The organism is Streptomyces sp. SID12501 (assembly GCF_010550245.1).
Classification (GTDB): Bacteria; Actinomycetota; Actinomycetes; order Streptomycetales; family Streptomycetaceae; genus Streptomyces.
Window position 1 is genome coordinate 252061 of the sequence record NZ_JAAGLU010000007.1, and the last position, 22340, is coordinate 274400.

The following is a 22340-nucleotide window of genomic DNA, read 5'->3' on the forward strand; positions in this document are numbered from 1 at the left end:
AGACGCCCCGCTTCCTGCGGGGAAATGCAGGTGCAAGGCCTGCCCGGCGCTCGATCACGGGGCCCGTCCGTACACCGGACGGGCCCCGTTCGTTGTCCGGCGTCAGAACCCGGACGGCTGCGGCCGCGATCCCACTGCTACGGCGTGCGGCGCGCCCATGGGTTTGGCACCGTGAAGGTCAGCCCGGCCCGCCACGGGCCGCTTCCCGGACTGGGGTTCGCACAGTTCTCGCTCCGAGCTCTGCTGTCACTTCTGGAAGAGCGCAGTGCCGGACAGCGCGAGCCACACCACCAGCGCCACCACCCCCACCACGAGTGCCGGCCAGCGTGCCGCCTTCGTCGCCTTCGCCGTGAACTCCAGCACCTGGTAGATCCCGGTGGGGACGAGCAGAGCGACCGTGACGGGCAGCAGCACCGCGAGACTCACCCCCACAACCGCGCCGGCGATCCGGAAGCGCCCCCAGAACAGCGCCAGCACGAGCGGGATCACGATCGCGCCCGCCAACCCTCCGACGACCTCGACGAACCACGGCCGGTCTCCCATCCAGGGCAGCTTCGGGATGTTCGCGTCGCACAGGTCGAACAGGTCGATGAACGCGTAGATGCCGAGCGCCAAGACCAGCGAGAGCGTCACGCCCACAGCCAGGCGGTAGTACCACTTGCGCCGATTCGACCAGCCCGTTCCCTTGCCGTTGAGCATCGTCACCATCGCCACGGCCGACCAGATCAGCCACCGCCGGATCAGTTTGGTGCCGGCGTGCCCCATCGCGTCGCGCAATACGCGGTCGGCCTGCTCACGTGTTACGACGTGGTTGTCGGTCGAGGTGTACGTCGGGTCCCCTGGCGGGTGGACCAGTCCGTCGTGCAGCAACGCCGCCGGGAGGTGCTCCCCGGTCTTCGGCACGAGCCAGGTGAAGAGCGTGGGCACCGAAGTCAGGTCGCTGCAGAAAGTGCGGGTCCTCCGGGGCACCAGGAGCTCGCCGAGGTGCTCGTCGTTGTAGGCGATGCGGCGCAGCATCTTGAATTCTTCGCAGCCGTTCTCGGTGGTCCGAACCAGCTCGATCCGGGGAGGACAGGCAGGGTCGGGCGGTACTCCCGGCTGTCCCTCATCAGCGTCGACGCCACCGTCGTAGAACCGAGCGGCATCCGGGGCAATCGGCTGCTCGGCATCCTGGATCATCGCGCGGCCCTGTAGGCCCAGGTCCACCTGTTGCACCGGTCGGGCACCGGTAGGCCGTCGGTCACCAAGAAGCCGTCGGACGCTGACATGCGTACCTCCCTCTCGACCACGGGTTCACACTCCTTCTCTTCCAGCGGTCACCCGGCACCCTCGGCGCCGCTGTCCGGCCTCCTGGCGAGTTGTCCAGGGCGACGGCTGTCGCTGTTCGGAGATCACGACCGTGGTGCAGCTCTTGCGCGGCCCCGGCTGCGCGCGGGTGGCATCGAGTCGGCCACCCGTCGCGAGCGAGGTGAAAGCCAAAGCTGGTCGCGGTCCACTGACCGATACCGTGCCGCGGCGGCGGTGGGCGGGCGACACGCGGCACCCGTGCCTGTTGACACCCATATGCACCTTCCCGCCTGCGCGGTTGCCTTGCAAGGGAATCAGCTCGGCCGTACGGCGAAGCTGATGCCGATGCCGCGCACGACCGAGCGGATCGCCGAGTCGCTGAAGCGGGCCGGACTCGTGATCACCGCGCGGTTGGTGCGGGAACCCGGCGAAGGGGCCGGGCGAACCGTCGCCACCTTCCTGGCACGCTCCGGCCGGAATTCGTTTCGTTCCTCGCGGCGGGCGCCCTAGTGTGAGGCGGTGGCGATTCCGGTTCGGGCTCAGTTTCAGGTTCAGACTCAAGTGCAGATGGTCATTCTCAACGGTGGTTCCAGCTCCGGGAAGTCCGAGATCGTACGGTGTCTGCAGGCCGAACTGCCGGAGCCGTGGCTGGCGTTCGGGTGCGACTCGTTCGTCGACGCCCTGCCCGCGAGGATGCGGGAGTCGGACGCGGGGATCGCGATCACGACGAACGGCGAAGTGAGCATCGGGGCGGACTTCCTGGCGCTGGAGGCGGCCTGGCGGGAAGGTGTCGTGGCGATGGTCCGGGCGGGCGCCCGAGTCGTCATCGACGACGTCTTCCTCGGCGGAGCGGCGTCCCAGCAGCGGTGGCGCAAGGCTCTCGGCGAAGGGGGTGCACTGGGCGAACCCGCTGTGCTGTGGGTCGGCGTCCGGTGCGAGACCGCCGTAGCCGCGCGCCGCGAGGTCGCCCGGGGAGACCGGGCCCTGGGGATGGCCGCCGCGCAGGCGGCCGTCGTCCACGAGGGCGTCGTCTACGACCTGGAGGTCGACACGTCGCGCACCGAGTCCCTGGCGTGCGCGCGAACCATCGCGGCCCGCCTCCACGACGACGAGGCCCGGATCGGCTGATCGGGCACCCCCACCATCTCCCTCAGTCCGTCGCCTTCACGACGGTGTCCAGCACCGACCGAGGTCGAGGACATGACGATCAGCCCTTGATGTCGAGGACGACCGGTACAGCCCCCAACGCCCCCCGCGCCGACTCCGCCACCCGGATCTCCACGCTCCCGGGCAGTACTGCCGTCCTCAAGTCGGCCCCGACCTGAGCGAGTTGGTCGGGGCCGAGGGAGAACGTGACCGTACGGCACTCACCAGGAGCCAGGTCGACGCCCTGGAAGGCGCGGAGTTCCAGGGTCCGGGGCCACACCGTCGTACGCAGTGGGCGGATGTAGAGCTGGGCGACCGAACGCCCCGCCCGTTCACCGGTGTTGGTGACCGCGACCTCGACTTCGATCTCGACCTGGGCCCCGCAACTGGCGCCATCCGGCCTGATGTTCGGAACGCCGTACTCGAACGTCGTGTACGTCAGGCCGTGGCCGAAGGAGTACAGCGGCTCGGCGTCCTCGTCCACGTACGACCCGTACTCCGTGTCCTTGTGGTTGTAGTAGACGGGGAGTTGGGCCGCCGAGCGCGGCACCGAGACGGGGAGGCGGCCGGTCGGGGCGGTGTGGCCGAGGAGGATCTCGGCGATCGCCTCGCCGCCCCAGGGGCCCGGATACCAGGCCGTGAGCAGCGCGGCGGCGTGTTCCGCCGCCTCCGGGACCGCGTGCGGGCGGCCCTGGATCAGGACGACCACCGTGGGTGTGCCCGTCGCCGTCACCGCGTCCAGCAGAGTGTGCTGGGCCCGGCCCAGCCGCAGGCCGGCCAGGTCGACGCCCTCGCCGCAGGTCATCTCCGACACCGCTGTGCGCGCCGCGCCGTTGGCGTCGAACTCCGTGTCCGGGGTACGGGCACTGCTGCCGCCCAGGACCAGTACGGCCAGGTCGGAGACCGCCGCTGCCGCCACCGCCTCGGGGATACCGGAGAGGTCGTCGCCGGTCAGGGCACAACCTTGGGCGTAGCGGAGCTCCATCTTCTGGTGGGTGAGGTCGCGGAGGGCGGCCAGGACGCTGGTTCCTGTGCCGGGGCGTTGTGGGGCGGTGTAGTCGCCGAGTTGGTGGGCCGTGGTGGCGGAGTGCGGGCCGAGGACGGCTATGCGGGAGACCCTCGCCGGGTCGACGGGCAGGACGCCCGCCTTGTTGTGGAGGAGGGTGACGGCCGAGCGCGCCAGAGCTGTGCTCAGGGAACGGCCGGCCTCGGCGGACGGCAACTCCGGTGTTGTGTAAGGGTGTTCGAAGAGGCCCAGGCGGAATTTCAGGGTCAGGACCCGGGATACGGCCGCGTCGAGCACCGACTCCTTCACCAGGCCTCGTTCCACCGCCTCCGCCAGGTGCGTGAAGCCCTCGTCCCAAAGGCTCAGGTCGATACCGGAGTTGAGGGCGAGAGCGCCTGCGGAGACCTTGTCGCCGGTGATGCGTGCGAGGCGGTCCACCGCCAGGCCGTCCGCCATGACCAGGCCCTCGAAGCTCCAGCGGTCGCGCAACAGGCCATTCAGCAGAGGGCCGTTGGCCGAGCACGGGATGCCGTCCACCTCGTTGTACGCGGCCATGACCGCCGCGGCACCGGCCCGTACGCCGGCCCTGGCTGCCGGGAGGTGGATCTCGTGGAGTTCACGGAGGCCCAGCTCCGACTCGGCCGAGTTCCGGCCGCCGACCGTCGCGCCCTGACCGGCGAAGTGCTTCAGGACCACCGGGGCCTTGTCCGAAGAGAATTTCCCCTGCTCCCGCGCGTTCCCCTGCGCGCCTCTCACCAGCGCCTCCGTCAGACGCGCGGCAAGGTACGGGTCCTCCCCGAAGCACTCCTCCGTACGGCCCCAGCGGGGGTCGCGGGCGATGTCCAGCGCCGAGACCAGGGCCAAGTGGCCGCCCCGGGCGCGGAGTTCGGCGGCGGCGTGGGATGCCGCCCGCTCGTACAGGTCAGGGTCCCAGGTGGCGCCCACCGCCAGGTTGACGGGGAGAACCGTGCCGTCGAGGGCCATCAGGCCGTGCGGTACCTCCTCGACGAAGAGCGCGGGGATGCCGAGGCGGCTGCGTTCGAGTACGTGGCGCTGGACCAGGTGCGCCAGTGCCGGGCCCGCCTGCGCGTCGGCGCCCGTCGAGTGGTCGACGCCGGACCAGGCGTCGGCGCGCAGGAGTCCGTACAGGGCGCCGAGGCCCTCGAAGCGGTCGGTTTCCTCGTACAGGGCCCGGGTCAGCTCGAACTCGCCGTCGGGACGGCGGCGGTAGGCGTCCCAGCCGTACATCCGCTGGTTGACCTGGCCGACCTTCTCGCGCAGGGTCATCCGGGCCAGGAGGTCGGCGACGCGGGCGGCGACGGGGGCGGCGGGGTCGCGGTAGAGCGGGGTCATGGTCACTGCCTCTTCTCCAGGTGCGGGGTAGGACCCTGTGCGAGTCGGGCCAGCGCCACCGCGCCCCGGCTGCCGTCGGGGACCCAGTGCGCCACCAGACCGAGGGCACTCAGATGCCGGTCCAGGGGGACGGTCAGCGGGCCTTCGGGGCCGAGCAGGCCGCCCGTCGCGACCACCGACTCGCCCGGCGTCGGCTCCAACGCCCGTACGCAGTCGGCGAGATGACAGGCCGCCTCGTCGAGGATCGCCCGCGCGAGGGCGTCCCCCGCGCGGGCCGCCCCGGCGACCAGCGGGGCGAACCGGGCCAGCCGGACCGGCGGTTCGGCCATGACGGCGGGGAGGACGTACCGGCGATAGGCCTCGCGGGCGGAACGGGTCCAGGGCTGCTGAGCGGCGCCCTCACCGTCGTAAGTCGATACCCCACCTTCGCCTTCGTACGCCGATACCTGACCCTCGTACGCCGATACCTCACCCTCGAACGGGAGGACCGCGACCGGCACCCCCAACTCCCGTCCCACCACCGCCGCCAGAGCCGTGTCGCCGCCCCGCCGGTCCGCCATGCGCAGCGCGACCCGGACCGCTTCCCTGCCGATCCAGAAGCCGCCGCCGTCGTCGCCGAGGAGCCAGCCGTCGCCGCCGACCGTCTTCTCGCAGTGGCGGGCGGTGATGCGCATCGCGACGGCGCCCGTACCGGCGACGAGGGCCAGCCCGTCGGCAGGGGGGACCGGGGTGTCCGGGGCGGCGGCGAAGGCGGCCTCGATGTCGCTGCAGATCCGGATCTCGCGCGCGGGGATACGGATGCCGAGTCGGCGCAGGGCTTCCGTCAGCGCGGTGAGGGCGTTGACGCGGCCGGGTTCGTCGGCGGTGCCGGCGGCACCCGCGAAGCCGCCCGCGACCGCGACGACCCGAGGGCGGTCCGGCTCCGGCACCGCCCGGGCGAGGGCCTCGACGAGGTGCTCGGTGAGCTGCGGTACGGGGACGGTGAGGGCGTTGCCCGGCCCGGCCACGCCCTCACCGAACGTGCGCCCGTCGGAGGCGGACGCCAGCACGGCGCGCGTACGGGTGCCACCGGCGTCGACCCCGACGACGAGGGCGCCGGCCGCCGGAACACCGTGTTCGCCCGGGCCGGATTCCTGACGCGAGTCCCGACCCGAATCCGGACTCGAATCCTGGTTCAATTCATTGCTCATCGCGCACTATGGTGGTTCATACATTCGTAGACGACAAGACCCGACTCGCGGCCCGGCGCAGTCACGCACGTCCGTGGAGGACCCGTGAGCACACCCCCCGCCCCCTCTTCTCCGTCTCCCGCTCCTCGTTTCGGTGTCAACTACACGCCGCGCCGGGGCTGGTTCCACTCCTGGTACGACTTCGATCCGGCCCTCGCCCGCGAGGATCTCGACCAGATCGCCGGGCTGGGCCTGGACCACGTACGGATCTTCCCGCTCTGGCCGCTGCTCCAGCCGAACCGCACGCTGATCCGCGCGTCGGCCGTCGACCAGGTGGCGCAGCTCGTGGACGTGGCGGCGGAGGCGGGCCTCGACGTCATGGTGGACGGTGTGCAGGGCCACCTCTCCAGCTTCGACTTCTACCCGGAGTGGACCCGCAGCTGGCACCACCGCAACGTCTTCACGGACCCGGAGACGATCGAGGCGCAGGCCAACCTGCTGCGCACCCTCGGCAGCGCCCTGGCCGGCCGGCCGAACCTCCTGGGCCTCCAGCTCGGCAACGAGCTCAACAACCTGGTCGAACACAACCCGGTGACCGTGGCCGACATCGACCACTACCTGGACACCCTCCTGGCCGCCGCGCGGGACGGACTGGGCCCGGCGGACACGGCAGGCACGGCGGGGCTGGTGACGCACTCCGCGTACGACGCCGCCTGGTACAGCGACGACCACCCCTTCACCCCGGAGGCCTCGGCCCGCAAGGGCGACCTGACGACCGTCCACCCCTGGGTGTTCTCGGCCGACTGCGCCCGCCGCTACGGCCCCCGCTCCCCGCAGGTCCAGCATCTCGCGGAGTACGGCGTGGAGTTGGCCACGGCGTACGCCGTGGACCCCGCCCGGCCCGTCTGGGTCCAGGAGACCGGCGCCCCCGAGCCGCACATCCCGGCGGCCGACGCCCCAGGCTTCGCCCGCGCGACCGTACGCAACGCCGTCGAGTGCGCCAACCTGTACGGGGTCACCTGGTGGTGCTCCCACGACGTCGACCGTTCCCTGGCCGACTTCCCCGAACTGGAGTACACCCTCGGCCTGTTCGACTCCACGGGCCACCCGAAACCCATCGCCGAGGCCCTCGCGGAGACGGTCGCCGAGCTGCGCGCCGATCCCCGCCCGGCCGAGCCCCGTACGACCGCTCTGGTGCTCGACTGCACACCGGGGACCCGTTCGATTTCGGGACCGGGAGGCGCGTACTTCGAGGCGTGGATGCGGCTGCGGGCGGAGGGCACGCGCCCGGCGGTGGTACTGGCGGACCGCGCCGAGGACGAGACCTACCTGACGGCGCGGGGCATCAAGGAGACCGTCCGGGACCTCTGAGAGGAACGCGCTGAGGCTGTTGCTGTTCTTTTCGGTACCGGCGCCGGTACCGAAAAGAACAGCAACAGCCTCAGACGGCGGCGCGTCCCACCAACACCTCGGCCAGCGCCCGCAGGTTGACCCGCCCGCGCCCGTACGAACACAACGCGCCCTCGCTGTCCGGCAACCCGGTGTCCACCAGCAACGCGTCCCCCCGCCCGGCCGCCAGCGCCGCCCGCAGCTCCCCCTGCCACGGAGACAACCCGGCATCCGACGTGGCGACCACCAGCGGCACCCCGACAGCCCACCGCAGAATCCCCTCGGCCAGAGCCGCCGGATCCACCGGAGCCTCGTTCAGCACCATGCCCGCAGCCGTGGGATCCAGCGCCCGCACCTCGCTCAGCAGATCCTCGCCACCCCAGTTCAGCGCGGGATGCGGCGGCGGAAACAGGTCGACGACATACGCACCGGGCGCCGCCGTGAACCCACCGGCCCGCGCACCCCGCAGAGTGCCCCGCACCGCCCGCCGAGCCGCATCGAGCCCCGCATCCGCGTCCCACGGCGCGACCGCGCCCTCCTCCGCCGCGCCCGCATACCGCTCCGCCAGCTTCCGCACCCGCCCGGCGGCCTCACGTACCCGCTCCTCCGCGAGCATGCCGTCCCGCAGCGCGTCGATCACCGCGTCCCGGCAGGCCAGGGTGGTCGCCAGGTCCGGTACGGCCACGATCACCTGGTCGGCGCCCGCGGCCAGGGCGAGCCGGGCGCCGGCCGCCTCGCCGTACCGGTCGGCTATCGCCTTCATCTCCAGGGCGTCACTGACCAGGACCCCGTCGAAACCGAGGTCCTGGCGGAGCAGATCGCCCAGGATGCGGCGGCTGAGGGTCGCGGGCCGCTCAGGATCCAGCGCCGGATACACCACGTGCGCGCTCATCAGCATCGGCACGCCCGCCGCCACAGCGGCCCGGAACGGTTCGACATCGGCGCGGATCTCGTCGTACGACCGCGGGTCGACCGCCATCTCGTGGTGGCTGTCGGTCACCGTGCCGCCGTGGCCGGGGAAGTGCTTGGCGCAGGAGGCGACGCCGCGTGCCTCGGTGGCCGTGATCCAGGCGCGGAGGTGACGGGCGGCGAGTTCCGGATCGGCGCCGAAGGAGCGGGTACGGACGATCGGGTTGTCGGGGTGGTGCTGGAGGTCGGCCACGGGGGCGTACGAGACGGTGATGCCCAGCGAGGCGAGGTGACCGGCGAGGGCGTCGGCGCAGCGGGCGGTGAGGTCCGGGTCGTCGACGACGCCGAGGGCGTACGAGCCGGGCACCTCGGGCGCGCCCGCGGCGACGAGGTGGCCGATGCCGCCGCCCTCGTTGTCGATGGCGACGAGGAGATCGGGGCGCAGGGCGCGCAGCTCGTCGGTGAGGCGGCGGACCTGATCCGCGTCGCGCACGTTGCGGGTGAAGAGGATCACTCCGCCGAGGCCGCGCTCGATGAGCCGCTTGAGGGTGTCCGGGACGCCGGTGGTGCCGTCGAAACCGGCGACGAGGCACCGGTGGACGGCTTCGTCGAGGTCGACGGGCAGGTCGAGGGGCAGGTGGGGCTGGGGCTGCTGCTGCATCGACTTCATCGGAGGGCCTCTGGGTTCGCGGGCAGATACTTGGCAGACACTTGGATGATAGAAGTCACCAAAACTTCAGCACAAGGTGAATCAAACAACCAGAATCTCACAGCACACATGCCCCATACGCCCCGCATGCGCCATTCCACGGCCACCCCGGGTTCATCCGCGCCACCGACGATGCGCCCATGAACCGCACCGCCCTCGCCCTCGCCGCACCCCTGTGCGCCCTGCTGGCCACCGCACTCCCCGCCCACGCGGCGGACCGTTCCACCGCTGGATCCGTCTCCGCCGACAGCTACGGCACCAAGGCCTCGTACGCCCCCCAGCAGAGCCTGCGGAGCTACCAGCAGCCCCCGAAGGGCTTCGCCCCGGTGTTCACGGAGAACGTCTCCCGGCACGGCTCCCGGGCCGCGACCGACAGCTCGGACGGCGACCTGATCCTCAAGCTGTGGGACCAGGCCGAGAGCGAGGGGCAACTCACCGCGCGCGGTGAGGAGTTCGGGCCGAAGGTGCGGGCCCTGCTCGCCGCCATGGCCAAGGTCGGCTACGGCAACCTCAGCGGGCGCGGTAAGAGCGAGATCGCCGGTACCGCCGTACGGATGGAGAAGCGGCTGCCGGGCCTCTTCGCCGACATCGCGAAGAACGGCGAGAAGATCGACGTCGTCAGCTCCGGACAGGGCCGCGCCGTCGACAGCGGCCGGCTCTTCGCGGACACCCTCGCGGCCACCGACCCGGCACTGGGGCCGCTCATCGGCGCGGGCCGCACCGACAAGGACCTGCTCTACTTCCACAAGGCCGCCGGTGGCGCCGCCTACCGCGACTACATCGCGAACGACCAGCGTCTCGCCACCACCCTCACCTCGATCACCGACCAGCCGACGACCCACCGCGCGGCGTCGGACGTACTGCGGAAGATCTTCAAGCGCGGCTTCGTGCAGCGCATCGTCGACGGCGAGTTCGCGAGCACCGCCGGCAGCGCGGTGGACGCGGCCGAGGCGGTCTACAACCTGTACGGGATCGCGCCGGCCATGAGCGACGAGAGCCCCGGCGGCAAGGGCTGGCACATGGACCGGTACATCTCGCAGCGCGATGCCGCCTGGTTCGGATACCTGAGCGACGCCGAGGACTTCTACGAGAAGGGTCCCGGCTTCGCCGACAGCGACATCACGTACAAGATGGCGAACGTCCTGCTCGACGACTTCTTCAAGAAGGCCGAGACCGCTCAGAACAGCACCGCGGGCACCAACACCCTCGGCGCCGAACTGCGCTTCACGCACGCCGAGGAGATCATCCCGCTGGCCGCGCTGATGGGCCTGCCGGGCAGTACGAACGGGGTGAGCGCCGAGCGGCCGTACACGTACGGCGACAACGCGTGGCGGGGCGCGGCGGTGGCGCCGATGGCATCGAACATCCAGTGGGACGTGTTCCACAAGGGCGACACCACCCTCGTACGGATGCTCTACAACGAGAAGGAGACCGCCTTCAAGGCCGGCTGCCGACCGGTGTCCAAGGGCAGCAAGTTCTACGACCTCGATGAGCTGGAGCGCTGCTTCGGCCGTACTTCCTGACGTACGACCTAACCGACACCCGGCGCGCGACACCCGACACCCGACGCGCGGCGAGAATATAGGGGTACCCCGTATCCGTATACGTACGCCGGGCTAACATGGCCGAGTGACAGCCCGCGCACAGCGACAGCAGCGCACGTACCCACCGTCCTGGTGGTCGCGTGCGTTCGTCGTGCTCGGGCTGCTGGCCGGCGTCCTCGCGATGCACGGCCTCGGGCCGGGCGGCATGTCCGCCGGGATGACGGACGCCGCCCACCACGGCCACCAGGCTCAGCCGATGAGCATGCGGGGCGGGCCGTCCGACGAGTTCGTCTGCCACGGCATGGACTCGCACGGCGGCCACGCCCAGCACGCCGACGCGACCTGCGCGTCCGGCGCCGTCCCGGCGGGGCACACGTTCGCCGCGCTCACGCCCGACCCGGCCGGCCCCTCGGTCCTGGCAGCCCGAGCCGACCGCTCGCTGCCCCGGTCCCCCGAGGGCGCCCGCGCGCCACCGTCCCTCGCCGAACTCCAACTCCTGCGGATCTAGAGGCGACCTCCACCTCGCCTCAATTCCCCTCCCCACAGCAGGAGTTCCAGCATGCGCAAAACCCGTAGGACCCTCGTCGTCATGGCCGCCACTGCCGCGCTCGCCGTCACGCTCGCCGCGTGCGGCAGCGACGACGGCAACAGCGGCACCAGCACCGACAACACCAGCAGTGGCGCCAGGGCCGAGGACCACAACGCCCAGGACGTCACCTTCGCGCAGGGCATGATCCCCCACCACAAGGGCGCCCTGGAGATGGCGGAAGAGGCGGCCGGTGAGGCCTCGTCGGCCGAGGTCAAGTCCCTCGCCGCGCGCATCGAGAAGGCGCAGGCGCCGGAGATCGCGACCATGACGGGGTGGCTGAAGACCTGGGGCAAGGACGTCCCGACGTCGACCGAGTCGATGCCCGGTATGGACTCCATGGACTCCATGGAAGGGACGGAATCGATGCCCGGCATGGATCACGCCGCCACCGGCAAGGAGTTCGACAAGAACTTCCTGACCATGATGATCGAGCACCACAGGGGCGCCGTGCGGATGGCCACCACCGAGAAGGCCAAGGGCGAGTACGGCCCGGCCACCTCCATGGCCGACGACGTCATCCGCACCCAGAACGCCGAGATCACCGAGATGAACAAGCTCCTCGGCAGGAACTGACACCACCGCCAGGGGTGAGCCGACCAGCCGCTACCGGGCCGGTCGGCTCACCCCTGCCCACCCACCGTGAACCCGATGACCGCCCCGCCCCCGTCCCGCCGGTTCGCGAAGGACGCCCCGCCGTGCGCGATGGCCACCTCGCGGACGATCGACAACCCGAGGCCCGAACCCGGCAGGCTACGGGCGTCGGCGGCACGGTAGAAGCGGTCGAACAGGCGCATCAGGTCACCCTCGGCGACCCCGGGCCCCCGGTCGAGCACCTCGACCCGGATCGCGCCCTGCCGCCCGCCCCCGCCCTGTCGGGCCCGCTCCGGCCCGGTGACCGCGATCTCGATCGGTGTCGTGCCGCCCCGGTCGAACTTCGAGGCGTTCTCGACCAGGTTGGAGATCGCGCGCTGGAGCGCGGCCGGGCGGGCGTCGGCGGCCGTCTCGCCGCTCACCCGGACGACGACGTCCCGCCCGGTACGCCGCCGGGCCACCACCGCGACCTCGTCCGCGATGTCGGCGATATCGATCCGCTGCTTGGGCTCGGTGTCCGACTGCCCGGCCGCCAGGTCCACCAACTCGTTGACCAGATCGGTGAGTTCACGCGCCTCGATGGCAAGGTCGTCGACCAGGTCCTCCCTCGTCGCGGGCGGCAGTTCGTCGATACGGCGCAGCAGCGAGATGTTCGTACGCAGGGAGGTGAGCGGGGTACGCAGCTCGTGCCCCGCGTCCTGGACCAGGCGGCGCTGGTCCTCCTCCGACTGGGCGAGCCGGCCGAGCATACGGTCGAAGGACCGGCCCAGGCGTCCCACCTCGTCGGACCCGGTCACCGGCACCTGGATGCCGAGCCGGCGGGTACGGGCGACGTCCTCGGCGGCCGAGGCGAGGATGCGCAGCCGGTGCGTGATCCGCCGGGCCAGCCACCACCCGAACAGGCCGGCCGCGACGACGACCGCGGCCATCATCAGGATCGTCCGCTGCTGCAGCTCCCGGAGCAGGTCCTCCGTGTCGCTGAACTCCTGCGCGACCTGCACCGCCCCCCGCCCCGCGTCTCGCTCGCCGCCCAGGGAGACGGTCGCGATGCGGTAGACGTCCTGGCCGACGGCGACGTCCTTGTGCTGCACGGCCAGCCCGGCGACCGGGGAGACGGCGATCCGGCGGTCGGCGGCGGTGACGGGCAGCGCCGGACTCCCGCTGTCGACCACCTCACCCGCCGGCCCGAGCACCTGCACATCGGTACGGCTGGGCCGGACGATGTCGTGACCCGGCTCGGACGACGAGAAGTCCTGCGGCGTCATCGTGTTGTTCCGCACCTCGTCCTGGAGGTCCTGCACGACCTCGGCGAAGGCGGACTGCTGGTCCACCCGGACCAGCCGCGCGGCGGCGTCGTACGACAGGAACCCGACCAGCACGGTCACCCCGGCGGCGACCGCGGCGAACGACACGGCGAAGGTGGTCCGCAGCGAGGCCAGCCCGCCCCTCCGCAGGGCCACTCAGTCCTCCCGGAGGACGTAACCCACGCCTCGCACCGTGTGGATCAGCTGCGACGCGCCCGGCTCGTCGAGCTTGCGGCGCAGGTAACCGACGTACACGGCAAGGTTCTTGGACCCCGGGCCGAAGTCGTAGCCCCAGATACGGTCGTAGATCGTGGAGTGGTCGAGGACGATCCCGGCGTTGCGCACGAGCAGTTCCAGCAGTTCGAACTCGGTCCGGGTCAGCTCCAGCTCCCGCGTCCCGCGCCACACCCGCCGCGCCTGGAGATCCATCCGCAGCCCGGCGGCGGTGAGCTGCCGCTCGGGAACAGCGGGTTCCTTCAGTGCGGGGGACGTGGACAGGCCCACGGGGGCGGCGCCCCTGGCAGGACGCTGCTCGCCGGGGCCGGTGCGCCGCAGCAGGGCCCGGAGCCGGGCGAAGACCTCCTCGACGTCGAACGGCTTGACGACGTAGTCGTCGGCGCCCGCGTCCAGGCCAGCGATCCGGTCGGCGGTCTCCACCAGCGCGGTGAGCATCAGGATCGGCGTACGGTCCCCCTCGGCGCGCAGCACCCGGCACACCTGGAGCCCGTCGATGCCGGGCATCATCACGTCCAGCACGAGAATGTCCGGCGGCGTGCGATGCGCCTGGGCGAGCGCCTCGACGCCGTCGGCGACCGCGGTGACCCGGTAGCCCTCCAGGGTCAGGGCCCGCTCCAGGGCATGGCGGATGGCACGGTCGTCCTCGGCGAGCAGCACGGTTTGGGGCACCCGCCCAGTGTGCCAAGGGAGGCTCTTACTCGCCTCTCACCGTCACGCCCGCAGGGCACCCAGTTGCTGCTCGAACGGAACCACCTCGAACCCGCCCGACGCGGGCTTCGGTACCGGCCGCCGCTGAGCGGACAGCCCCGACATCAGAGCCGTCAACTCCCCCGCCGCCCGCTCCACCCGCTCCGCGAGCCCCTCCGCACCCCAGTCCTCCGAGGCCGCGTACACGGCCGTCGGCACGACCACGGCCCGCAGATACGCGAACAGCGGCCGCATCGCGTGCTCCAGCACCAGCGAATGCCGGGCCGAGCCACCGGTCGCGGCGACCAGCACCGGCTTCCCCGCCAGCGCGTCCTTCTCCAGCACGTCGAAGAACGACTTGAACAGGCCGCTGTACGAGGCCGAGAACACCGGGGTGACGACGATCAGCCCGTCCGCCCGCGTCACCGCGTCCAGCGCGTCCGCCAGCTTCCGCCCCGGAAACCCGTTGGTGAAGTTGTGCGCGATCTCCACGGCCAGCTCGCGCAGCTCCACGACCTGAATGTCGACCTGAATTCCGGCGTCCGACTTCCGGTCAACGGCGGCGGCCAGCCGGTCGGCCAGCAGCCGGGTGGACGACGGAACACTCAGCCCCGCCGAGACAACGACGAGCTTCATACCCCGGCCTCTTCCTTCTGGTCCTTCTGGTTCTGCTGGTTCTGCTGGTCCTTCTGGCCCTGCTGCTCCTGCTGCGCGGCGGCCAGCAGAGAAGCGTGCGTGGGCGCGTCCGGCACATCGGCAGCCCGCCCCTTGGCGAACTCCGCCCGCAGCACCGGCACGACCTCCTCGCCGAGCATGTCGAGCTGCTCCAGCACCGTCTTCAGCGGCAGCCCCGCGTGGTCGACCAGGAACAGCTGGCGCTGGTAGTCACCGGCGTACTCCCGGAAGGCAAGCGTCTTCTCGATGACCTCCTGCGGCGACCCGACGGTCAGCGGGGTCTGGTCGGTGAAGTCCTCCAGGGAGGGCCCGTGCCCGTACACCGGCGCCTCGTCGAAGTACGGCCGGAACTCCCGTACCGCGTCCTGCGAGTTCTTCCGCATGAACACATGGCCGCCCAGGCCCACGATGGCCTGCTCGGCCGTGCCGTGCCCGTAGTGGGCGTACCGGGACCGGTACAGGTCGATCATCCGCTTGGTGTGGTCGGCCGGCCAGAAGATGTTGTTGTGGAAGAAGCCGTCGCCGTAGTAGGCCGCCTGCTCGGCGATCTCGGGCGAGCGGATGGAGCCGTGCCAGACGAACGGCGGTACGTCGTCCAGGGGCCGGGGTGTCGACGTGAACCCCTGCAACGGCGTCCGGAACTTCCCCTCCCAGTTCACGACGTCCTCGCGCCACAGGCGGCGCAGCAGGGCGTAGTTCTCGACGGCGAGGTTGATGCCCTCGCGGATGTCCTGCCCGAACCACGGGTACACCGGGCCGGTGTTGCCGCGCCCCATCATCAGGTCCACGCGCCCGTCGGCCAGGTGCTGGAGCATCGCGAAGTCCTCCGCGATCTTCACCGGGTCGTTGGTGGTGATGAGGGTGGTGGAGGTGGAGAGGATCAGCTTCTCGGTCCGCGCGGCGATGTAGCCGAGCATCGTGGTCGGGGACGAGGGCACGAACGGCGGATTGTGGTGCTCACCCGTGGCGAACACATCAAGCCCGACCTCCTCGGCCTTGAGCGCGATGGCGACCATGGCCTTGATGCGCTCGCGTTCGGTCGGCGTCCGTCCCGTGGTCGGGTCCGGTGTGACGTCGCCGACGCTGAAGATCCCGAACTGCATGGTCGCTCATCCTCCAGGTTGTTAACTCTTCAACTATAGCGTCCGAGTGCGACAACCGCGCCCCCTCCAGAGGTATTCCACAGGCATTCCATGCCGTGCTACAAAACGGTGGAGGATAATTTCCATCCTGCGAGAATGAGGGTCTCAAATGGCTAGAACGGGCGCGCTGAGAACTGTGGTGGTCGGGGCGTCGAGCGGCCTGGGCCGTTGCGCGGGAATCGACCTCGGCAGCCGGGGCAACCCCGTCGCCCTGCTCGCCCGCAGACACGACCGTCTGGTCGACGCGGCGAAGGAGGCGGGCCCCGACGCCCTCGCCATCGCCTGCGACGTCACCGACGAGGCCTCCTGCCGGGCCGCGATCGAGGAGGCCGCCGACGGACTCGGCGGCATCGACGCCCTCATCTACACCACCGGCATCGGCCCCCTCGCCCCCGTCGAGAAGACCGACGCCGACACCTGGCGCCGGATCATGGACACCAACGTGATCGGCGCCGCCCTCGTCACCAACGCCGCGCTCCCCCACCTCACGGCGTCCGCCGGCACCGCCGTCTACCTCTCCACGGTCGGCGCGTCGATCACCCCCGCCTGGCCCGGGTTCGCGGGCTACCACGTCAGCAAGGCGGCCCTGGAGAAGCTCGTCGAGGCATACCGCGTCGAACACCCGGAGGTCGGCTTCACCCGGTTCGTGGTCAGGGACTGCGGGGGCGGCGACGGAGACTCCCGTACCGAGTTCAACAACGGCTGGGACATGACGTACGCCGCCGAGGTCGTACCCGTCTGGCGGCAACGCGGCTACCTCACCGGCGACCTGCTCGACGTCTCCGAGTTCCTCCGCACCCTGGACGCCGTACTGCGCTGCGGCGGCACCATCCCGGAGGTGACGGTGACACCGCGCGCGAGCCGGAGATAGGAGATAGGAGATAGGAGATAACGGTCGGCCGTCAGAAGTAGTACGCGTCCCCGGTGTCGAGCACGAGCACACGCTGCCGGTCGTTGCCCCGGTTGCGGTCGACGACACCGCCGCTCCAGACCGTACCGATCTCCAGCGTCACCTCGGCGGGCATGCCCTGGAGCCGCATCCGCAGCCCGATCTGCTCACCCACACCGTCGGCGGCCAGCGCCCCCGTACGGCACACGACCACCCGCTCCCCGAGCCGCGCACACCCGTCCGGCAACTGCTGCCGGGCGGCGAGCGGGGCCGACCAGGTCAGCCGCACGGTCGCGTCGGCGACGGCGGACGGCCCGTGGTTGCGCGGAGTCACCCGCAGGTCGATCCGCCCACGGTCCAGCGAGACGGCCCCGTGATACGCGAGATCGGCCTCGGCCTCCCCGCTGTCGGCCCCGGCAAGCCCCCCGCCCCCGACCAGACCGATCGCCACCCCAACCGCACCCGCCACCAGCCCACGCACCCAGACCCGCATGCTCACGCCACCCACTCCTCGCCCGGAAGACTGTTAACGCCGTTAACACCGTCGAAGCGATGTATCCCACTTGACGCGCCCCGCAGGCGCCCTCCAACAGGTGACGGTGAACCAACATGCAAAGCTGCCCGAATGTCGGTCCTGCGCTCCGTAGCCCTGTTCCTGGTCGCCGCCCTGTTCGAGATCGGCGGCGCCTGGCTGATCTGGCAGGGCGTACGGGAGCACCGCGGCTGGGTGTGGATCGGCGCGGGCGTGCTGGCCCTGGGCGCGTACGGGTTCGTCGCCACCCTCCAGCCCGACGCGGAGTTCGGCCGCATCCTGGCCGCGTACGGCGGAGTCTTCGTCGCCGGTTCACTGGCCTGGGGCATGGCGGCGGACGGCTACCGCCCGGACCGCTGGGACGTGACGGGCGCGCTGATCTGCCTCGCGGGCATGGCCGTGATCATGTACGCCCCCCGAGGCAACTGACGGAGCCCGGCGAAGCACGGCCAAGCCCGCCGAAGGCGACGGCACCGGCCCACCCTCCGGACACCCCGCCACCGGCTCCCGCCGCCTGCCTATCCTGGGCAGCAGCTCAGCCAGCCCGGTACGCCGAACACCCCGAGGAGCAGTCCCATGGCCACCGCCGCCCCGTCCGCCGCCTCCCGCATCGCCGTGATCACCGGCGCGAGCAGCGGAATCGGCGCCGCGACGGCACGCCGGCTCGCCGCCGCCGGCTACCGGGTCGTACTGACGGCCCGCCGCAAGGACCGTATCGAGGCGCTGGCCGAGGAGATCAACGCGACGGGCGGCCAGGCCACGGCGTACCCCCTGGACGTCACCGACCGCGCGGCGGTCGACGAGTTCGCGACCGCCTTCAAGACGATCGGCGTCCTCGTCAACAACGCGGGCGGCGCACTCGGCGCCGACCCGGTGGCCACCGGCGATCCGGCCGACTGGCGCCAGATGTTCGAGACGAACGTCATCGGCACCCTCAACCTCACCCAGGCCCTCCTCCCCGCCCTGACAGCGAGCGGCGACGGCACGATCGTGGTCGTCTCCTCCACCGCCGGGCACGGCACGTACGAGGGCGGCGGTGGCTACGTCGCCGCCAAGCACGGCGCCCACGTCCTCGCCGAGACACTGCGCCTGGAGATCGTCGGCACCCCGGTACGGGTGATCGAGATCGCGCCGGGCATGGTGAAGACGGACGAGTTCGCCCTGACCCGCTTCTCCGGCGACACGGAGAAGGCGGCCAAGGTCTACCAGGGCGTGGCCGAACCCCTCACCGCCGACGACGTGGCCGAAACGATCACCTGGACGGTGACCCGCCCCAGCCACGTCAACGTCGACCTCCTGGTCCTCCGCCCCCGCGCCCAGGCATCGAACACGAAGGTCCACCGGGACGTGTGACCAGCCTCCGCCTCCGTGGGAGACGGTCCACGGGTCTCGTTGGACGTTACTGAGTAGCGGCTCGCCGGCTCACCACGCGGGGCGGATCGGCCCCGGTGGCGTGAACCGGGCCAGATCGACGACGAGTTCGCTGAAGCGTGCCTCGCCCAGCGCCTCTCGCCATGGCGCGACGGCAGCCCGGGCCGCCTGATCGGCGACGCGGCAGTGGCTCCGGCAGGCTCCGAGCTGACGGTTGCCGACACCCCCGACCAGCCCGCCCACATGTGGGTCACCACACGTGTCGGGCTCACTGCCGAACTGGCCGATGGCAGCACCATCACACCGCCATGGACTCATTGGGCCCACAGAGGGATCAGCGCCGGTTTCCCTTACGGGAGGACCGTGAACGAGGTCCCCGGCCTGAAGCCGGGAACCTCGTGGGTCAGCCCTTCACACAGACGACCTGCTTCAGCTTCGCCACGACCTCCACCAGGTCCCGCTGCTGATCGATGACCTGCTCGATCGGCTTGTACGCGGCAGGAATCTCGTCCACGACGCCGGAGTCCTTACGGCACTCCACGCCCCGAGTCTGATCCTCCAGGTCCTTGGTCGAGAAGCGCCGCTTGGCCGCGTTGCGGCTCATGCGCCGACCGGCTCCGTGCGAGGCGGAGTTGAACGATTTCTCGTTCCCCAGGCCCTTCACGATGTACGAACCCGTGCCCATGGAACCCGGGATGATCCCGTACTCGCCGGCCCGGGCGCTGATCGCACCCTTGCGGGTGACGAGCAGGTCCATGCCCTCGTAGCGCTCGCGACTCACGTAGTTGTGATGGCAGCTCACCTCGGGCTCGAAGGTCACCCCGGCCTTCTTGAACTCCTTGCGGAGCACGTCCTTGAAGAGGGCCATCATGATCGACCTGTTGTACTTCGCGTACTCCTGAGCCCAGTAGAGGTCGTTCTGGTAGGCCGCCATCTGCGGGGTGTCCGCGATGAAGACGGCGAGGTCGCGGTCGATCAGCCCCTGGTTGTGGGAGAGCTTCTGAGCCACGCCGATGTGATGGTCGGCCAGCTCCTTGCCGATGTTCCGGGAACCGGAGTGGAGCATGAGCCAGACCGAATCCTGATCATCTATGCAAACTTCTGCAAAGTGATTCCCGGATCCGAGCGTTCCCATCTGCTTTCCAGCCCGATCATGACGGAATTTGACCGCTTCCGCGATTCCATCAAACCGCCCCCAGAAGTCGTCCCACCCCCCGGTGGCGAACCCGTGCAGCCGCCCCGGATCGACGGGACTGTCGTGCATCCCCCGCCCCACCGGAATCGCCTCCTCGACCTTCGACCGCAGCCGGGACAGGTCGCCCGGCAGGTCGTTCGCCGTGAGGGACGTTTTGACGGCGGACATCCCGCAGCCGATGTCGACCCCCACCGCCGCCGGGCACACCGCACCCTGCATCGCGATGACCGATCCGACCGTCGCCCCCTTGCCGAAGTGGACGTCCGGCATGACCGCGAGACCCTTGATCCACGGCAGCGTCGAGACGTTCCGCAGCTGCTGCATCGCGACGTCCTCGACCGACGCCGGGTCGGCCCACATACGGATGGGTACCTTCGCACCCGGCACTTCCACGTACGACATATCGTCCTCATTCCCCCGAAAAACCAACAGAAGTCTCGAATCGCAAAACCGGCGCCAAGGTCAACGAAAGGGATGCCGGACCGGCGTTCACGGTCGTGCGTGCGATAGACATTGTCTGTCGGTGACGCCCCCGTGCGGCAAGTGAATAACCTGCGGGGACACTGGAGCGAGCACCGCCCGCAAAGATCGTCGAGAAAGATCGAGAAAGATCGTCGAGAGGAACCTGACCGTGCAGCGGAAGGCCTACGTACCCGGCGTCGCCGCCCTCCTCGCGGCGCTGCTGGCCGGCTGCACAGGCGGCTCGGGCAGCGATGACACCGCCGAGGACGCCAAGCCCGGCGACAGCGGCACCACGACCGTCGCGGCGCAGCCCGGCCGGTACCTCACCCTCCCCGAGCCCTGCGGCGCGGTCGGTCACGGCACCCTCGACTCGCTGCTGCCCGGCATCAGGCAGATCACGGACGAGGACCAGCGCGCAGAGGCGTACGACGGCGAGTCGACCCTCACGTACAACACGGACCGCAAGGTGGGCTGCCGCTGGAAGGTGGAGTCCACGGACGCCACCGATCATCTCCTCGTCGACTTCGAGCGGGTGGTGTCGTACGACAACTCCGTGAGCGACGACAGCCAGGCGACGGACCTCTTCGCGACCAAGGTGGTGGCCGCCGACCTCCCGGAGCCGGTCGTCTCCACCACCGCCACTCCCACCCCCACCGGGTCCGCGTCGGCATCCGGCGCCCCCTCCGCCTCCCCCTCCTCGGCCACTCCCACCGACGCCGCCTCGGCCTCCGCCACGGACAGCGCCGCCGACGCCGAGTCGGCCGCCGCCCTCCAGCCCCGCCTCCTCGACGGCCTCGGCGACGAGGCGTTCCTCGACGACGAGCTGACGCCCGCCGGTTCAACGGACCAGCGGCGCACGGTAACTGTGGCGTTCCGCACGTCCAACGTGATCGTGACCATCGAGTACGTCGAGCAGCCGACGGCGCTCGGCACCGTGCCCGACAGCAAGGAAATGCAGGACAGGGTGCAGAAACTGGCCTCACAGCTCGCCGGCGCGTTCGACTAGGACACGGCTCGTGTCCCCTCGTACCGGCCGTCCGCAAAGGGCGTGAAGCAAGACAGCGCGCCCCTCCCACCGCGTACCGTGGCCCCTCGGACCCGATCCGACCGCAGGAACCGAGAGCCGCAGGAACCAGGCGCGATGAGTGAAGGAACCATGCACCGACCCGCACAGCGAGACCAGCGCAGCCGGAACAGCAGCCGGAACACCGGAGTGGCGACGAGGCGGCAGCACCGGGCCCTCGCCACCCTGGCCGCCGGCGTCGCCGTCCCAGTCCTTCTCCTGGCCGTCGGCTGCTCCTCCGACTCGGGGTCCGACTCCGGGTCGGGATCCGGTTCCGCCGACAACGCGTCGAAGACGGCAGCGGCCGGCGCGGGCGAGACGGTGAGCGCGTCGCCGACCGTGCAGGCGGCGGCGTACCAGAAGCTTCCGGAGCCGTGCGCGGTGCTGTCGACGAAGACGCTGAAGGACCTGGTCCCGAAGGGCGTGAAATCGGGCAAGGAGGGGTCGTCCAACGACACCTCGACGCGCAGCAGTTGCTCCTGGACCAGTCTCGTCAACAACGGCGTGAAGGGCTCCCAGTTCCGCTGGCTGAACGTGTCGCTGCTGCGCTTCGAGTCGACCGCGTCACGCGGTTCGGGCGACGAGCTGGCGCAGGCGTACTACAAGAGCCAGGTGCAGGACGCCGAGTCGACGGCGGGTGCGAAGAACACCAGGTCGGAGGCGGTGGCCGGGGCGGGCGACGTCGCGACGTCGGTGCACTACGACCTGAAGAAGAAGGAAGGGTCCTTCCGGCAGCAGACGGTGGTGGTCCGGGTCGAGAACGTCGTCGTGACCCTCGACTACAACGGTGCCGGGCTCGCGGGCGAGAAGACGCCGAGCGCGGACAGTCTGACGAAGGCCGCGGTGAAGGCCGTCAAGGAAGCCGTCGCGAAGGTGTCGTCGGAGAACGGCGAAGGTGGTGCGGGCACTCCGGCCCCCACCAACTCCCCTACGGCGTCGGCGAGTTCGTCGGCGAAGCCGAGCGCGTCCCCGTCGAAGTCGTCGTCCGAGGCGCCTGCCTCGTCCGCGTCCTCCTCAGCGTCGAAGAAGAGCTGACCTTGTCTCGGCAACACGCACGCCGCACACATGTGCCACCCTGTTGCGCGCAACAG

General features: G+C 70.6%; 21 protein-coding genes. 11 read left to right on the forward strand and 10 right to left on the reverse strand.

The features are described from left to right. Positions 1 to 246: 246 nt before the first annotated feature. Positions 247 to 1179: a DUF1353 domain-containing protein gene (locus G3I71_RS10605; RefSeq protein WP_164313704.1), complete on the reverse strand. Its 933-nt coding sequence runs from the start codon at positions 1177 to 1179 to the stop codon at positions 247 to 249. Between the two features lie 453 nt (positions 1180 to 1632). Between G3I71_RS10605 and G3I71_RS10610 the strand changes: the two genes are divergently transcribed. Both G3I71_RS10610 and cpt read left to right on the forward strand, forming a co-directional pair. Further along, a complete protein-coding gene (locus tag G3I71_RS10610) occupies positions 1633 to 1797 on the forward strand; it encodes a hypothetical protein (protein ID WP_164313504.1) in 165 nt (54 codons plus the stop codon). A gap of 57 nt (positions 1798 to 1854) precedes the next feature. Next, positions 1855 to 2415 (forward strand): chloramphenicol phosphotransferase CPT, encoded by a 561-nt coding sequence (cpt, locus tag G3I71_RS10615; protein WP_164313705.1) that lies wholly within the window; start codon positions 1855 to 1857, stop codon positions 2413 to 2415. Between the two features lie 79 nt (positions 2416 to 2494). Here the strand turns inward: cpt and G3I71_RS10620 are convergent, their stop codons facing one another. Both G3I71_RS10620 and G3I71_RS10625 read right to left on the reverse strand, forming a co-directional pair. Continuing rightward, entirely contained in the window at positions 2495 to 4792 is a 2298-nt protein-coding gene (locus G3I71_RS10620; protein WP_164313777.1) for a glycoside hydrolase family 3 N-terminal domain-containing protein, read from the reverse strand. A gap of 2 nt (positions 4793 to 4794) precedes the next feature. After that, entirely contained in the window at positions 4795 to 5982 is a 1188-nt protein-coding gene (locus G3I71_RS10625; RefSeq protein WP_164313706.1) for an N-acetylglucosamine kinase, read from the reverse strand. Between the two features lie 84 nt (positions 5983 to 6066). Between G3I71_RS10625 and G3I71_RS10630 the strand changes: the two genes are divergently transcribed. Next, positions 6067 to 7332, forward strand: coding sequence for a cellulase family glycosylhydrolase (locus G3I71_RS10630; protein WP_164313707.1), 1266 nt, complete (start codon positions 6067 to 6069; stop codon positions 7330 to 7332). A 70-nt stretch (positions 7333 to 7402) separates the two neighbouring features. Here the strand turns inward: G3I71_RS10630 and nagZ are convergent, their stop codons facing one another. Continuing rightward, positions 7403 to 8929 (reverse strand): beta-N-acetylhexosaminidase, encoded by a 1527-nt coding sequence (nagZ, locus tag G3I71_RS10635; protein ID WP_203729835.1) that lies wholly within the window; start codon positions 8927 to 8929, stop codon positions 7403 to 7405. Between the two features lie 179 nt (positions 8930 to 9108). Between nagZ and G3I71_RS10640 the strand changes: the two genes are divergently transcribed. The 3 genes from G3I71_RS10640 (at position 9109) to G3I71_RS10650 (ending at position 11674) form a co-directional block, all read left to right on the forward strand. Beyond that, on the forward strand, positions 9109 to 10491 hold the full coding sequence (locus G3I71_RS10640) for a histidine-type phosphatase (RefSeq protein WP_164313709.1): 1383 nt from the start codon (positions 9109 to 9111) through the stop codon (positions 10489 to 10491). Positions 10492 to 10597: 106 nt separating this feature from the next. After that, positions 10598 to 11020 carry a DUF6153 family protein gene (locus G3I71_RS10645; protein WP_343242908.1) on the forward strand — a complete coding sequence of 141 codons (423 nt, stop codon included), beginning with the start codon at positions 10598 to 10600 and terminating at the stop codon, positions 11018 to 11020. A 51-nt stretch (positions 11021 to 11071) separates the two neighbouring features. Beyond that, positions 11072 to 11674, forward strand: coding sequence for a DUF305 domain-containing protein (locus tag G3I71_RS10650; protein ID WP_164313710.1), 603 nt, complete (start codon positions 11072 to 11074; stop codon positions 11672 to 11674). A 47-nt stretch (positions 11675 to 11721) separates the two neighbouring features. Here the strand turns inward: G3I71_RS10650 and G3I71_RS10655 are convergent, their stop codons facing one another. Genes G3I71_RS10655 through G3I71_RS10670 form a run of 4 tightly spaced genes read right to left on the reverse strand, consistent with a single transcriptional unit; the run spans position 11722 to position 15698 of the window. Further along, positions 11722 to 13152 (reverse strand): HAMP domain-containing sensor histidine kinase, encoded by a 1431-nt coding sequence (locus G3I71_RS10655; protein ID WP_164313711.1) that lies wholly within the window; start codon positions 13150 to 13152, stop codon positions 11722 to 11724. Continuing rightward, positions 13153 to 13890 (reverse strand): response regulator transcription factor, encoded by a 738-nt coding sequence (locus G3I71_RS10660; RefSeq protein WP_164313779.1) that lies wholly within the window; start codon positions 13888 to 13890, stop codon positions 13153 to 13155. A gap of 54 nt (positions 13891 to 13944) precedes the next feature. Beyond that, positions 13945 to 14556 carry an FMN reductase gene (locus G3I71_RS10665; protein ID WP_164313712.1) on the reverse strand — a complete coding sequence of 204 codons (612 nt, stop codon included), beginning with the start codon at positions 14554 to 14556 and terminating at the stop codon, positions 13945 to 13947. Next, positions 14553 to 15698: an LLM class flavin-dependent oxidoreductase gene (locus G3I71_RS10670; RefSeq protein ID WP_164313713.1), complete on the reverse strand. Its 1146-nt coding sequence runs from the start codon at positions 15696 to 15698 to the stop codon at positions 14553 to 14555. Before G3I71_RS10670 ends, G3I71_RS10665 begins: the two co-directional genes overlap by 4 nt. A gap of 148 nt (positions 15699 to 15846) precedes the next feature. Between G3I71_RS10670 and G3I71_RS10675 the strand changes: the two genes are divergently transcribed. Beyond that, positions 15847 to 16608: an SDR family oxidoreductase gene (locus G3I71_RS10675; protein ID WP_203729837.1), complete on the forward strand. Its 762-nt coding sequence runs from the start codon at positions 15847 to 15849 to the stop codon at positions 16606 to 16608. A 31-nt stretch (positions 16609 to 16639) separates the two neighbouring features. Here the strand turns inward: G3I71_RS10675 and G3I71_RS10680 are convergent, their stop codons facing one another. Beyond that, on the reverse strand, positions 16640 to 17119 hold the full coding sequence (locus G3I71_RS10680) for a hypothetical protein (protein WP_164313781.1): 480 nt from the start codon (positions 17117 to 17119) through the stop codon (positions 16640 to 16642). 132 nt (positions 17120 to 17251) lie between these two features. On the opposite strand from G3I71_RS10680, the gene G3I71_RS10685 reads away from it, so the two are divergent. Next, complete coding sequence (locus G3I71_RS10685; protein WP_164313714.1) at positions 17252 to 17587, forward strand: YnfA family protein; 336 nt, start codon at positions 17252 to 17254, stop codon at positions 17585 to 17587. A 147-nt stretch (positions 17588 to 17734) separates the two neighbouring features. Further along, positions 17735 to 18511: an SDR family NAD(P)-dependent oxidoreductase gene (locus G3I71_RS10690; RefSeq protein WP_164313715.1), complete on the forward strand. Its 777-nt coding sequence runs from the start codon at positions 17735 to 17737 to the stop codon at positions 18509 to 18511. Between the two features lie 421 nt (positions 18512 to 18932). On the opposite strand, the gene G3I71_RS10700 is transcribed toward G3I71_RS10690, so the two are convergent. Beyond that, positions 18933 to 20126 carry an RtcB family protein gene (locus tag G3I71_RS10700; RefSeq protein ID WP_164313716.1) on the reverse strand — a complete coding sequence of 398 codons (1194 nt, stop codon included), beginning with the start codon at positions 20124 to 20126 and terminating at the stop codon, positions 18933 to 18935. 229 nt (positions 20127 to 20355) lie between these two features. On the opposite strand from G3I71_RS10700, the gene G3I71_RS10705 reads away from it, so the two are divergent. Both G3I71_RS10705 and G3I71_RS10710 read left to right on the forward strand, forming a co-directional pair. Then, complete coding sequence (locus G3I71_RS10705; protein WP_164313717.1) at positions 20356 to 21192, forward strand: DUF3558 domain-containing protein; 837 nt, start codon at positions 20356 to 20358, stop codon at positions 21190 to 21192. A gap of 135 nt (positions 21193 to 21327) precedes the next feature. Beyond that, positions 21328 to 22284, forward strand: coding sequence for a DUF3558 domain-containing protein (locus tag G3I71_RS10710; RefSeq protein ID WP_164313718.1), 957 nt, complete (start codon positions 21328 to 21330; stop codon positions 22282 to 22284). The last annotated feature ends 56 nt before the right edge of the window (positions 22285 to 22340 follow it).

What these genes read in the sequence shown, in the direction of transcription:
- G3I71_RS10670 (WP_164313713.1), bottom strand. Translation starts at nt 15,698, where the DNA reads ATGCAGTTCGGGATCTTCAGCGTCGGCGACGTCACACCGGACCCGACC.
- G3I71_RS10675 (WP_203729837.1), top strand. Translation starts at nt 15,847, where the DNA reads ATGGCTAGAACGGGCGCGCTGAGAACTGTGGTGGTCGGGGCGTCGAGC.
- G3I71_RS10710 (WP_164313718.1), top strand. Translation starts at nt 21,328, where the DNA reads ATGAGTGAAGGAACCATGCACCGACCCGCACAGCGAGACCAGCGCAGC.
- G3I71_RS10620 (WP_164313777.1), bottom strand. Translation starts at nt 4,792, where the DNA reads ATGACCCCGCTCTACCGCGACCCCGCCGCCCCCGTCGCCGCCCGCGTC.
- nagZ (WP_203729835.1), bottom strand. Translation starts at nt 8,929, where the DNA reads ATGAAGTCGATGCAGCAGCAGCCCCAGCCCCACCTGCCCCTCGACCTG.
- G3I71_RS10700 (WP_164313716.1), bottom strand. Translation starts at nt 20,126, where the DNA reads ATGTCGTACGTGGAAGTGCCGGGTGCGAAGGTACCCATCCGTATGTGG.
- G3I71_RS10610 (WP_164313504.1), top strand. Translation starts at nt 1,633, where the DNA reads ATGCCGCGCACGACCGAGCGGATCGCCGAGTCGCTGAAGCGGGCCGGA.
- cpt (WP_164313705.1), top strand. Translation starts at nt 1,855, where the DNA reads ATGGTCATTCTCAACGGTGGTTCCAGCTCCGGGAAGTCCGAGATCGTA.
- G3I71_RS10690 (WP_164313715.1), top strand. Translation starts at nt 17,735, where the DNA reads ATGGCCACCGCCGCCCCGTCCGCCGCCTCCCGCATCGCCGTGATCACC.
- G3I71_RS10680 (WP_164313781.1), bottom strand. Translation starts at nt 17,119, where the DNA reads ATGCGGGTCTGGGTGCGTGGGCTGGTGGCGGGTGCGGTTGGGGTGGCG.
- G3I71_RS10605 (WP_164313704.1), bottom strand. Translation starts at nt 1,179, where the DNA reads ATGATCCAGGATGCCGAGCAGCCGATTGCCCCGGATGCCGCTCGGTTC.
- G3I71_RS10685 (WP_164313714.1), top strand. Translation starts at nt 17,252, where the DNA reads ATGTCGGTCCTGCGCTCCGTAGCCCTGTTCCTGGTCGCCGCCCTGTTC.
- G3I71_RS10640 (WP_164313709.1), top strand. Translation starts at nt 9,109, where the DNA reads ATGAACCGCACCGCCCTCGCCCTCGCCGCACCCCTGTGCGCCCTGCTG.
- G3I71_RS10625 (WP_164313706.1), bottom strand. Translation starts at nt 5,982, where the DNA reads ATGAGCAATGAATTGAACCAGGATTCGAGTCCGGATTCGGGTCGGGAC.
- G3I71_RS10650 (WP_164313710.1), top strand. Translation starts at nt 11,072, where the DNA reads ATGCGCAAAACCCGTAGGACCCTCGTCGTCATGGCCGCCACTGCCGCG.
- G3I71_RS10665 (WP_164313712.1), bottom strand. Translation starts at nt 14,556, where the DNA reads ATGAAGCTCGTCGTTGTCTCGGCGGGGCTGAGTGTTCCGTCGTCCACC.